Source organism: Bacillus sp. JH7, from assembly GCF_001563515.1.
GTDB classification, from domain to species: domain Bacteria; phylum Bacillota; class Bacilli; order Bacillales; family Bacillaceae_G; genus Bacillus_A; species Bacillus_A cereus.
Window position 1 is genome coordinate 1,716,487 of the sequence record NZ_LPUS01000001.1, and the last position, 12,432, is coordinate 1,728,918.

The window sequence follows — 12,432 nt, forward strand, 5'->3', positions numbered from 1 at the left end:
CCCCACTTATTAAAGTTTCACTTTATTTTCTTTAAAAAACCTTTTGGATTAAATGATATGAAAAATTTATGTTTAGACTCGTCGATTATGAAGTTATTATTTTTAGTTAAAAACTCATCCACAGCCTCCATCGGGCCAGGACCCCAATCGGGAAGAAGCGGATGTCCATTAATGGAGGTATCTTCTACAATCATATAACTGCCAGTAGTGACGATAGATTTATATAGTAATAGTTCTTTGGATACATGCTCTTTACTATGATCAGAATCTAAAATAACTAAAACCACATCATCAGGTTTGCGCATGCTTACTATTGTTTGGATGGCCTGCACAGAAACAGAAGATGCTGTTAAATACGTAATCCGATTATGTGATGGTCGATTTGGCTGCGGAGTTATATCGATAGTAAGTACGTGACCTTTTCCAATTAAATCTAACATAGAAGCTAAATACAGTGCACTACCACCGTGAAAAGTCCCGCATTCAATAATTAAATCGGGCTTTAATTCATAAATGATTTCTTGATACAAAAAGAGATCAGAGGGAAGTTTACAGATTGGAACCCCGAACCAGTGTGTATCGTTTAACCATACGAGGCTGTTGTAATATTGGTTTAGAAATTCATTGTTTATATTATCGATTTTAAATTCTCCTTTCTAAAAAGGATTCTCTCGTTTGACGTAAAGTGTTTACGCATGAAAGTTGTACTATATATTATGTAGTAAGGAATTGTAAGGCGAGTGTTTTTACTTGAAAATAAGCCAAATAACTCATGTGGAAAATGAAAGGAAATGATCGTATGTACAAATACACAATTTGCTTTATTAGAAAAAGCGATAAAATACTGCTATTAAATAGAAATAAAAAGCCGAATATGGGGATGTGGAATGGTGTTGGAGGAAAAATAGAAGATAATGAAACGCCATACGAAGGAATAATTAGAGAAACATTTGAGGAAACGGGCATAGAACTTTCAAGTGTAACGTATAAAGGGACTGTTGATTTTAAAGGTAAAGATGAGCCCAAGGCTAGTGAAGGAATGTATGTGTTCGTTGCTGATTTGCCAGATGGAATGCAAATGAATACACCATTACGTACGGCTGAAGGTCTATTAGAATGGAAAGAAATTGATTGGATATTAGATGGTGATAATAGAGGAGTAGTTAGCAATTTACCAAAATACTTACCGACAGTATTAACAGAAGAAAATAAGTTAGAACATATGTTTACGTATGATAACCGGAATATTATTCATTACACAACTGCATGTTTGACAGAAGATGATGCGAACAAGCGATATGAAAAACAACTCATTTCTCAATAGAAGAGGAAAGTGAAAAATCACGTTTTTGCTCTTATCATATATGCGAGGTGATTATATGTTTCAGAAATACAATTCATTGGTCATAATTGTAATATGCATGATATAACTTTTCTTATTATGAAAGAGTAGAGAACATATGTAAACGGAGCAAAAAGGAGGTGGCTTTGCCACCTCTTTTTGTTAGCTACAAATCGCCTTAATCATAAAACGATGTTGCTTCACATCAAAATAACCATTTTGCAAAATAATCTCATGTATACGATATAACTCCTCAAAGTACCTTTCGACAGTAAAATCAGGAACTTGCCACGGAATTGCTTTTAAATAATAGACGATAGCGCCAATATCATAAAAGCGTTGGAAAGGGAATTCCTCTTTTGCATCTAAGATAGTAAATCCATTTTGCTTTAACTCACTGCATGCGGTTTCGAGAGACCAACTTGCAAATTCGCTATTTAGTGGTGAGCCAAACTGCTCATTAAGTTCCGCGCAATCAAGACCGCCAACTTGTTGTGTAAGAAAAACGCCACTTGGAGAAAGAATTCTGTTTACCTCAGAAGCAGCATACGATTCATGTTGATTTATAATTAAATTAAATTAAATTGACCATCTTGAAATGGCAAAGCAGTATCATCGGTCACTTCTACAACGGTAACCCCTAAAGGCTCTAATTTCTTTCGAGCAATTGGCACATTTGGAGCGTAGCCCTCAGTAGCGAATATAGTTGACGGGAACGGTTGTAACATAGATAAAAACTCTCCGCCGCCAGTACCCATATCGAGCATTGATTCTGCACGTTGCATAAGCTGAAAAGCAGTACTGCCGTATGACCACGATAAAGGCTCGCTCTTCATTCGACCTGTTTCTGAAATGAAAGAAAAATCCCAGCCGCTAAAATGTGTATTTGCACTTTCTAATAAAGTTAAAAATAATGAATCACGTTTCATAATTATGTCCTCCTATTTTTTTAATGGATGATATGATGAGAAAAGAAAAAGGGAGGACCTCTTATTAAAGTGGAACGGTTTTATGTTTCGTGTTCGAATAGATTCATATAAAGTTACTCCTTGTGAGAATTGTTATTTATATATTCGGGTTAATTGAGTGAAAATCCTTTGAGGGTATAAAAGAAGGCAGTTGTTTAATGAAAAAATAAATTGAGTTATCTAATTTTATAGTGTAATTGTTCATCCATACGCATAAAAAAATTATTCTCTCCATAAAATAGTAAAATTATATTGGAGGTTGAATTATGGAAAAATTTAGTGTATTTTCAATAACCTTGATGACTTTTGGAATGTTATTATTTGGATTAAATAGGATAATAGATAGCTATTCTGAGCCTATTATCCTATTAGGGTATATTTCTTTTTTAATTGGAGTGGTTCTGAGTATTATAGCGATTGCTAGACGTGAAGATGGAAGATTAAAATTCATATCACTTATCTCTTTCTTTGTTCTCCTGTTTTTCATTACTTGGTTTGAGTCGTTTCAGGTACTACAAATTATTACTTGGCTAAAAAATATCTATTAAAATTTAAATTGTTGGTAAAAATGGGAAACCTTAAATTTAGGTTTCTTTTTATTATATTCGATTATCAATATTAAAACTTATTAGAGCCATTAATAAAAGAAATAGATATATAAACCGAGTGTAAAAATATTTTAATTCTTTGAAAACATTCAGCGATTTAGTATTCTTTATATATGGAATATTTTGTTTATGCGAAAAGAGGGCAAGGTGCTATATGAAAAGAATGAAAAATGTAATGTTAGTATTGTTATGTTTCTTATGTTTAAGTGGGTGTAATTATAAAGATGACGATCAGGTGAAAAAATATGTGAAAAAAAAGCACGGAATTGATGTGATTGTAACACATTGGGGTGCTATAAACGAAGGGAATATGGGGCATACATATCATACTGTTCAAGCAAAAAATAACAAAAATATTCAATTTAGAGTAGAGGTAGATGGCTTTTTATATTCAAGAATAAAAGGTGATGAATATCAATACGGAAAAAAAACATATGAGGAATATAAGAAATTTAAACCAATGCTAGAAGAAATTAAAAAATTAGGTTACGTGGAACCTGAAAATAAAAATGTTTTTCAATATATAGTGGATGATGATATAGAGGAGAAACCAACGGATAAGTTATTATTAACTTTAAAAACGAGTGACAAGATTGATTACAGTCAATTTGAATCAAAAGAATTAGATCGTTTATATGCTCTAATTCAATTCATTCAGAAGAGTAATAGAAAGATAACAACACTTGAAATTGAGGATTATAATGGTGAATCTATAGGTTTCCCTTTTCAAAATGTGCAAAAAGCTATAACGAAAGAAGAACTGCTTTTAACAATGAAAAACACAGTAAGCGGTTATTGGACATATTTGATTCAAACTGAAACAAAAGTAGGCGTAAGGTTAAATGAAATTCAAAATGATCGTTTTGTAATTGAGGATATTACTTGTCCACACCCGAAAGACGGCAATTGTCTAGAGTATGAATTGACTTTAGTTTTCAATGACAGTGAGATAAAATATAGAAATGATCCATATGTAATAGATGATTTGAGAAAGGTAGTCACTATTCTTAAAGAAGAACTATATAATAAGGAATTTAACATATATTTAAGGAACAAGGATGGAACAAGTTATTCACTCTGGCTATCATCCGAAAAAATTAAGGAAAGTAATAACATAGAAGAGTTAGTAAAATAATGATATAAAGAAGAAATTTAAAGTACTTTTTATGTTTGTTATTTCTGTATTCAAAAGGAAAACCGCTTATGCTTCATTTTTGAAGCATAAGCGGTTTTGTTTAAAATACTTAAAAAGAAAAATTTTTTGGTAAAGTACCACTTTTTATTACTGTTCTTAGTCCATGTTTTATAATCCAAGGTTTAATAGGATGCTGTTTATCACGTAATTGCTGTAACCACTGAAAAACGAGTTCTTTATCTTCTTTCGTAATATCGTTAATATGATTGGCTACAGATTTTTGAACATATTTAGAAGGGTCATTCATTAATGGTTCAAGAAGCTGTAAATTGTACTTAAAATCATCTTTTAGAGCTCCTATTTTTTAGCCCAAGGAAGCCTTGGTCTTGTACCTTCAGAAACTAATCTTCTAATGTGGCTGTTTTCGTCATGAATCCACTGTTGCAATATGTTTAGTGTGTCTTCATGGTATGTTTGAAGAAAAGGCCGAATGGCATATTCAGCAGTATTTCTTTTCGTTATTTCATACATGGCGTTGAATGAGGTTTCAAAGTCGTTAAGTCCATATTTTTCAACGTATTTTGCAAGAGGCATGTACATATATCCGTTTGTAAATGTGCCTACTTCTGTTGTATTTTCTGGGCCTAATGTTTTTAGTAATATATGTATTGCTTCATTAAAATCTTTTTGTAATGCATTATGTAATTCATCTGCTATTACTTCAATACGCTGCTTTAACTCTAAATTTTCAACTTTACATGTTACGGAAGATACAAAGTTTCTTTTAGAGAAAGTAGGATCGTGTTTACAAATAGAATCAGCCATTTTTTCTGCTAATTTTTCGTTAAATAAAAATTTTAACGGAACATATTTACCCATTTTTTCACCTCGGTGGTCAAATGAAAACAATTTTTATTTTTTAATCGACAATCCATAAACTAACGTCTCACTCGGAGTCGTAATACTAAAACCTGTCGTCTTATAATCAAGTTTTACCGTATCACCAGTGTAGTCTTTCGTGAATGAATCCATTTGTACGATAAGATCTGCATCTTCATATACAACATCATCTGCGTTATATGTATCCCAAATTAAATCGACATCAACGAAAATACTACAAGAGTTTGTCATTGTCCCTCTAATGCGAATGATCTTTTTGTCTTTACGTTCTAATCTATGTATAGCTGCTTTTGCTTCATCAGTAATGCGAATGTTCATTGTATCCCAACCTTTAATTATATTTCTTCTATTATGGCAAAAACAGGAGTAATAGGGAAGCAAAGAGGTTTGCAATAAAAAACGAGCAAACAAATTTGTTTGCTCGTTTCACTTTATTTTAGTTCACATTTATCAAGTGGAATCACTTTTGTTTTTTTCGTAAATTTATATCCTAACCATAGTACTAAGAAGAGTGGTAAACCGATGTAAGAAACGAGTACGCCGTTCCAATCGATTGATTCACCCATAAATGCGCCGTAGTTTTGTCCTAAAATTACGATGATACAAAGTGTAAATGCGAAGATTGGACCGAATGGGAACCATTTTGCTCTATATGGTAAGTCTTTTAAATCTTTGCCTTGTACGGTATATGCTTTACGGAAACGGTAATGACTAATTGCTATTCCAACCCAAGCGATAAAGCCAGACATTCCTGATGCATTTAATAACCAAATGTATACAACACCGTCACCGAATAAAGAAGCAATGAAAGCGATACTACCGACAATTGACGTTACGATTAATGCGTTTACAGGTACACCGCGGCTATCTAATTTGCCTAAGAATTTTGGTGCTTTTCCTTGGCGAGCTAAATCCCAAAGCATACGAGTTGATGCGTACATACCAGAGTTACCAGCAGATAGTACTGCCGTTAAAATAACAGCGTTCATAACAGAGGCAGCAAAGGCAACGCCCGCTTTTTCAAAAATAAGTGTAAATGGACTTACTGTTACATCACTTGCAGCAAGACTTTCAGTTGTATAAGGAATTAATAAACCGATAACGAGAATCGCAAGGATATAGAATAAAAGAATACGCCAAAAGATTGAACGAATTGCTTTTGGAATATTACGTTCTGGATCAGATGTTTCACCAGCAGCTACTCCTAATAATTCAGTTCCTTGGAAGGAGAAACCAGCTGCCATAAACACACCGATAATTGCCATGATGCCGCCGTTAAATGGAGCATCTGCAACAGTGAAGTTTTTGAAGCCAACAGTTTCGCCGCCCATAATTCCGAAAATCATCATGAAGCCGACAATTAAAAAGATAATAATAGTAACTACTTTAATAAGTGCGAACCAATATTCAGATTCACCAAACCCTTTAACAGATAAGTAGTTTAAAAGGAAAATAATAGCTAAACATAATCCACTCCAAATAAGAGAAGGGGTATCTGGGAACCAAAATTTCATAATTAATGTTACGGCTGCAAGTTCAGCAGCGATTGTAATGGCCCAGTTATACCAATAGTTCCATCCAAGTGCAAAGCCAAGTGATGGATCAACAAATTTTGTTGCATACGTACTAAAAGATCCAGTAACAGGCATGTAAGCTGCGAGTTCAGCTAAGCTTGTCATTAAGAAGTAAACCATAATTCCAATTGCGGCGTATGCAATTAATGCGCCGCCAGGACCAGCTGAATGGATGACACCACCGCTGGCAAGAAATAGTCCGGTACCAATTGTACCGCCGAGAGAAATCATCGTAAGGTGACGCGATTTTAATCCGCGTTTTAATTCACCTTGTCCTTGTGTAGTTTGCGTTTTAGAGGTAGATTGATTTGTTGCGCTATTCATGTTCAACACTCCTTTTCTTGTAGGTTAGGAAGGAGCGGGGGAGAAAAATACAAAAAACCGCCAAAGGAATTTGGCGGAACGTTTCACAAATAACCACCCCATCATACCCTTCCGTTAAGATAGCACCCCACGTTTACACGGTAATTTTGTAAACGTGACAGTTCTGTTCCTTTCGGAGACAGCCCCAGCTCATATTTCCAGAGAAGAAATATAAACTTCGGCAACTTTTCCTTTCAAACGGAGTCGGTGACATTCTCTGTGTCTCGTCCGTTTTACTATTAAAAGTCGCAACCTCTACCTCATCGGATTGATGAGGATTTATATATTGCTAAGATTTTTAATATATGGCAATTGTAATGACTTTCTGAATATATTGCAAGATATTTTGTTAGGAAAAGTCAAAAAATATCGGTTATTGTATAGGAAACGCTTGCAAAACTCCACCCGAACCTACTATTATGTAGCAATAAGCAAAGAAAAAATTGTTATACAAATGTTTCGCAAAAAATATTGAAAAACCCTCTAAATAAAAAGAAAATTCAGAAAAATATAATTCGACATTCATAATAAAGTCATATTATTTGTTATAATTAGAGTAACGTTTAAGCAAAAAGGGGAAATCAAAATGAAATTAGAAACAAAAAGGCTCTATATAGTGCCGTGTACAGAAGAGAGGATTCAAGTCGCTAACGAGCAAGGATATAATAGCGGTCCGCATATTGTAGGGCATGTAGAGAATGTGAAACAAGATGAGGCTTTATTACCATGGGGGGCGTGGTATGTTTTTCGGAAAGAAGATGATAGCGTTTTAGGTGATATTGGATTTAAAGGGAAACCAAACGAGGATCAAACAGTAGAAATTGGCTATGGATTTATTGAGAAATATTGGAATCAGGGCTATGCAACAGAAGCTGTAAAAGAACTAATCGATTGGGCTTTCAAAACAGGAGAGGTAGAAACAATAATTGCAGAGACACTCCTAGATAACTATAGTTCGATGCGTGTTTTAGAAAAGTTACATATGAAGAGAGTAAATGCTACAGAAACGATGATTAATTGGAAAATAGAAAAATAAAAAATACCGCTCTAAATTGAGCGGTATTTTTTTATAGTTATGGTAGCATTTGCTTCTGATCATTTGGATACTCAGCCGTTGATGCGTTAGGACGATTGGAATGATTTCGAACAGCAATGAAAATAGAAATAATGACGACAAGACCAACTGCAACGTAAGAAAGTGAAATAATAGTTGGATCCACTTTAAATGTAGTAAGCAGTGTACGAATATTTGTGAAGATAATAAGACCACCAACTAATACGCCAAGTAAATGGGGCGGAACGATGCGGACTAACCATGCAGCAATTGGAGCTGCGACAATACCGCCGAGCATTAAGGCAAATACCCAAACCCAGCTTACTTGTTCCCAGCCAAGTGAGATGAAGAAGCCAATTGTTGCAGCGAGTGAAACAGGAAATTCACTCGTATCTACAGATCCAATAACTTTTCTAGCTTCATTTCCTCTTGCTAGAAGAACGGGTGTCGTAATCGGCCCCCAACCACCGCCACCAGTTGAATCAACGAATCCAGCGAATAAACCAAGCGGCACAAGTTGTTTGGCAGACATACGCTTATTTGAAGTGACAATTTGTTTTTGAATGATGAATCGTAATAAAATATAAACTCCTAAAGTAAATAAAAATACGGAAATGTACGGTTTGATTACATCTCCAGGCAAATTACTTAAAAAACATGCTCCAATAAATGCGCCGATTGCCCCAGGTAATGTAAGCCTGGAAACTGTATATTTATCAACGTTTCCAAATTTGATATGAGATGCGCCAGAAGCTGCAGTTGTAACGACTTCAGCTAAATGAACCGATGCGGAAGCTACAGCCGGTGCAATACCAAACATTAATAATAGTGAAGTAGACGTTACCCCATACGCCATTCCGAGTGCCCCATCGATCAATTGAGCGAAAAATCCAATAATAACAAAGACAATTAATTTCTGCATAAATAATCCCCCTGTAATAATAAATGAAAAAGACACTTTTCCCGTATGAGAAAAGTGCCTTTGGTTTTTCCAATCAGCAATAATTAAATTTGTTTCATTATAATACATATTAATCGTATAAATCAACTGGGTTTTAAAGTTTTTGAATTGAATGAAAGAAAAATAAAATATACAATAAAAGGATAGAGAGAAAGGGGAGAAAGACATGTTACGATTTGATCATCTCGTTCACACAGTTCATGGTACACCGGAGGAAGCGGCAAAACAAATGCAGGAACTTGGATTTCATACTGTATTAGGCGGAGAGCATACGAATTGGGGTACTTGGAATAGTTTAAGTTATTTTGATTTATCATATATAGAATTTTTAGCAGTTCAACATGAAGAAAAAGCGAAAGAAGCAGAAAATCCATTAGTACAAGAAACAGTGGTGAAACTACAAAATGGAGAAGGAATGCTACAAATCGCGATCCGAACAGATGCAATTGAGGAGCTAGCAGTTAACTTTAATAAGTACGGCTTACATACGATAGGGCCATTTGAAGGGAAACGTATGAGAAAAGATGGCCGACTTTTAGAATGGAAAATGTTATTCGTTAAGCAAGAAGAGAACGGACCGAAATTACCTTTCTTTATACAGTGGAATGAAACGGACGAAGAAAGAAGAAACGATTTACGTAACAGTGGGACGATTACTGAACATAAAAACAAAGTGCAACAAATTGAAACGATTCATTACGCAGTAAAAAATGTTCGAGAAACAGTACGGAAATGGAAAGAAGTAATGGAGCTATCTACAAGCTCAGTTGTGAAAAATGAAAAATGGAATGCCGAGTGTCAAAGTGTAGTATTTGGAGATATTCATGTGCAGTTCTGTGAACCGATTGGAGAAGGGCTAGTGCTAGAACATTTGAATAAGAATGGTGAATATCCATTTGCAGTAGAGTTTAAAGGTGGAAATAAACGAGAGCATGAAGTGCTAGGTAGTTTGTACATATATTAATAGAGGTGAACGTTGTGGAAGAAATGCTTAGAGAGATAGAGAGAATACTAGAATGGCCTCGTATTGCAACGTGTACAGCTATTTCAAAAGGTTTTTCACATGAAGAGAAGTATAAAATTGAATTAAAGAATCAAGAAACCTATTTTGTAAAAGTATGTGATGCTGTTCATTTTGAACGTAAACAAGAAGAATATACGTATATGAAACAATTAGAGTCATTACATATTCCAACACCCAAGTTAATTCATTTCATAATAATTGAGAAATTAAATAAATGTGTTCAAGTATTTGAATGGACCCGAGGTATAAATGGTGAAGAAGGTTTAACGAAGTTATCGGTGGAAGAACAGTATAAGGCAGGAAGAAAAGCGGGGGAAGTATTAAAGAGGATTCACTCAATTGAAAGAGAAAGTGCAAGTAATAAATGGGAAACATCTAGATGGAATAAATACGAAAGATACATAGAGGCACTAACAGATTACGAGGTGAATTTTCTGGATTTGAAGCCAGTATTAACCTTTGTAGAAAATCATAAAGATTTATTGGGAAATCGTCCAATAAGATTTTTACATGATGACTTCCATCCAGCAAATAGCATGATTCATAATAAGGAATTTATCGTTATCGATTTTGGTGGATATGATTTTGGTGATCCAATACACGATTTTTATAACGTAGCGATTTTTACTATAAGAATAAGCAAACCATTTGCGATTGGACAAGTTCACGGTTATTGCGGAGGAGAACCTGATCTACATTTTTGGAAACTGTACTCATTATATGCAGCAATGATATTCCCGGCTGATATCGTATGGACAAACCGAAGCACACCATATTTATTAGATGATATGAAGGAAAGATTAAATGGAATTTTAGAAGATCATAATCATTTTTCATCTTATATTCCAAAATGGTATCAATCAAGCGAATTTAATAAATAAAGGAGTAATTTATATGGATAAAATAGCAGTAATTTCAGATATTCACGGTAATATTCAAGCATTAGAATCCGTGTTGAATGATATTAAATTAAGAGGAATCGAGCGCATTATTTGCCTTGGAGATTTAGTAGGAAAAGGACCTCATTCCAGTGAAGCAATTGAAATCATTCGTAAAGAATGTGAAGTAGTCGTAATGGGAAACTGGGATGATTTTATTACAAAGCCGACTGAATTTGAAGCATTGAAATGGCATCAAAAACAATTATCGGAAGAACAAAATGACTATTTAAGAAACTTACCATTTTCAATCGAGTTTTATATGAGTGGGAAATTCATTCGTATGTTTCACGCTTCACCGAGAAGTTTATATGAAAGAATTCAACCACACGCTTCAAGAGAAGAACGTATTAGTATGTTCGAAAATAGTGATCTGACGGAAAATATAGAAGGGGAAAGAAAACCAGATGTCGTTTGTTACGGTGACGTTCACCAAGCGTTCGTTCAAAATTTCAGAGGGAAAACGTTATGTAATGCCGGTAGCGTAGGAAACCCGCTTGAAATAACGCAAGCTTCCTATTTAATATTTGAAGGGACTTACAATGAAAAAGAAGCAGCGAGCTTTTCTATTCAACTTGTACGAGTACCGTATGATATTGAATTAGCTATCAGACTAGCAGAAGAACTCGAAATGCCAGAAATTGAAGAATACAAACAAGAATTACGGACTGCTTTATATCGAGGGTTTAAGGGAAAGTAAGCTAATAATATATCAACGATTTTTCAAATATATCTATCATAACTTAAAATATATCAATGATTTTTTCGAGATATCAGCGATTCGAGAAAGGATATCAATTTACTGACAAATAGTGACATGAATTATTATCTATAATTATATTATGTCAACTAATTATAAAGGGAGATATCATGAACCGAAAACAACGAATCAAAGAAATTGCAGATCATATTGTAAAGCTAAACTTAACCCATCCAATAAGAGTTGGAGTAAGCGGTATTACAGCCTCAGGAAAAACAACATTTGCAAACGAACTAGCGGAAGAAATAAAAAAACGAGGATTACCAGTAACACGCGCTAGCATTGATGATTTTCATAATCCAAGAGTGATTCGCTATGCAAAAGGAAAAGAATCTGCAAGAGGGTATTATGAAGATGCGCACGATTATACAGCTTTCAAAGAAAGATTATTAATGCCTTTAGGACCTAACGGGAATTTACAATATGAAACGATTTCTCATAACTTAATAACGGATATGCCTGTACATAATGAGCCGCTATTGGCCACGAAAAATATGATATTAATAGTAGATGGAACGTTTCTATTGAAAAAAGACGTTGCGCATTTATTTGATTACAAAATCTTTGTAGATACAAATTTTGAGATTGCGAGAAAACGTGGTGCTAAGCGGGAAACTGAAGCTTTTGGAAGTTATGAAGAAGCAGAGAAGATGTTTTTAAACAGGTATCACGCGGCTTGTAAAATGTATATAGATGAGCATAATCCGAAAGAACTTGCAGATGTTTTATTTGAAAATAGTAAATTTGATGATCCAGTAGTTCTATTTAAAAGACATTAATACAGTTTATATAGGGGGAATGAACA

The 12,432-nt window shown here is 34.3% G+C and carries 12 protein-coding genes, 2 pseudogenes and 1 riboswitch; of the genes and pseudogenes, 8 read left to right on the forward strand and 6 right to left on the reverse strand.

All coding sequences use genetic code 11. The features are described from left to right. Nucleotides 1–17: 17 nt before the first annotated feature. Nucleotides 18–641 carry a CmcI family methyltransferase gene (locus tag AU379_RS08665; RefSeq protein WP_074595418.1) on the reverse strand — a complete coding sequence of 208 codons (624 nt, stop codon included), beginning with the start codon at nucleotides 639–641 and terminating at the stop codon, nucleotides 18–20. Nucleotides 642–799: 158 nt separating this feature from the next. Here AU379_RS08665 and AU379_RS08670 point away from each other — a divergent pair, with 158 nt between their 5' ends. Then, complete coding sequence (locus AU379_RS08670; protein WP_002098253.1) at nucleotides 800–1,324, forward strand: 8-oxo-dGTP diphosphatase; 525 nt, start codon at nucleotides 800–802, stop codon at nucleotides 1,322–1,324. Between the two features lie 180 nt (nucleotides 1,325–1,504). Here AU379_RS08670 and AU379_RS08675 read toward each other — a convergent pair. Continuing rightward, nucleotides 1,505–2,271, reverse strand: a pseudogene (locus AU379_RS08675) (methyltransferase domain-containing protein). A gap of 305 nt (nucleotides 2,272–2,576) precedes the next feature. On the opposite strand from AU379_RS08675, the gene AU379_RS08680 reads away from it, so the two are divergent. Beyond that, nucleotides 2,577–2,858 (forward strand): hypothetical protein, encoded by a 282-nt coding sequence (locus AU379_RS08680; RefSeq protein WP_000410606.1) that lies wholly within the window; start codon nucleotides 2,577–2,579, stop codon nucleotides 2,856–2,858. A gap of 214 nt (nucleotides 2,859–3,072) precedes the next feature. Further along, nucleotides 3,073–4,053, forward strand: a complete 981-nt coding sequence (locus AU379_RS08685) for a hypothetical protein (RefSeq protein ID WP_047386416.1) — start codon at nucleotides 3,073–3,075, stop codon at nucleotides 4,051–4,053. A gap of 109 nt (nucleotides 4,054–4,162) precedes the next feature. Here the strand turns inward: AU379_RS08685 and AU379_RS08690 are convergent. From AU379_RS08690 to AU379_RS08700, 3 genes and pseudogenes are all read right to left on the reverse strand, one after another. Continuing rightward, nucleotides 4,163–4,932: pseudogene (locus AU379_RS08690) on the reverse strand (DNA alkylation repair protein). A 33-nt stretch (nucleotides 4,933–4,965) separates the two neighbouring features. Further along, nucleotides 4,966–5,271 (reverse strand): iron-sulfur cluster biosynthesis family protein, encoded by a 306-nt coding sequence (locus AU379_RS08695; RefSeq protein ID WP_001026196.1) that lies wholly within the window; start codon nucleotides 5,269–5,271, stop codon nucleotides 4,966–4,968. Nucleotides 5,272–5,384: 113 nt separating this feature from the next. Next, nucleotides 5,385–6,851: an amino acid permease gene (locus tag AU379_RS08700; protein ID WP_001083389.1), complete on the reverse strand. Its 1,467-nt coding sequence runs from the start codon at nucleotides 6,849–6,851 to the stop codon at nucleotides 5,385–5,387. 112 nt (nucleotides 6,852–6,963) lie between these two features. Next, nucleotides 6,964–7,156, reverse strand: a riboswitch (Lysine riboswitch). A gap of 320 nt (nucleotides 7,157–7,476) precedes the next feature. Between AU379_RS08700 and AU379_RS08705 the strand changes: the two genes are divergently transcribed. Beyond that, on the forward strand, nucleotides 7,477–7,926 hold the full coding sequence (locus AU379_RS08705; protein WP_000764643.1) for a GNAT family N-acetyltransferase: 450 nt from the start codon (nucleotides 7,477–7,479) through the stop codon (nucleotides 7,924–7,926). A gap of 37 nt (nucleotides 7,927–7,963) precedes the next feature. Here the strand turns inward: AU379_RS08705 and AU379_RS08710 are convergent, their stop codons facing one another. Beyond that, complete coding sequence (locus AU379_RS08710; protein ID WP_061139131.1) at nucleotides 7,964–8,866, reverse strand: sulfite exporter TauE/SafE family protein; 903 nt, start codon at nucleotides 8,864–8,866, stop codon at nucleotides 7,964–7,966. 205 nt (nucleotides 8,867–9,071) lie between these two features. Here AU379_RS08710 and AU379_RS08715 point away from each other — a divergent pair, with 205 nt between their 5' ends. The 4 genes from AU379_RS08715 (at nucleotide 9,072) to AU379_RS08730 (ending at nucleotide 12,406) form a co-directional block, all read left to right on the forward strand. Next, nucleotides 9,072–9,869 (forward strand): VOC family protein, encoded by a 798-nt coding sequence (locus AU379_RS08715; protein WP_000943369.1) that lies wholly within the window; start codon nucleotides 9,072–9,074, stop codon nucleotides 9,867–9,869. A 14-nt stretch (nucleotides 9,870–9,883) separates the two neighbouring features. Then, entirely contained in the window at nucleotides 9,884–10,810 is a 927-nt protein-coding gene (locus tag AU379_RS08720; RefSeq protein ID WP_061139132.1) for an aminoglycoside phosphotransferase family protein, read from the forward strand. A 13-nt stretch (nucleotides 10,811–10,823) separates the two neighbouring features. After that, complete coding sequence (locus AU379_RS08725) at nucleotides 10,824–11,567, forward strand: metallophosphoesterase family protein (protein WP_000357653.1); 744 nt, start codon at nucleotides 10,824–10,826, stop codon at nucleotides 11,565–11,567. Nucleotides 11,568–11,737: 170 nt separating this feature from the next. After that, the gene (locus tag AU379_RS08730) at nucleotides 11,738–12,406 is read left to right on the forward strand and encodes a uridine kinase (protein ID WP_001080551.1); all 669 of its coding nucleotides are present in this window, start codon (nucleotides 11,738–11,740) and stop codon (nucleotides 12,404–12,406) included. Nucleotides 12,407–12,432 lie beyond the last annotated feature (26 nt).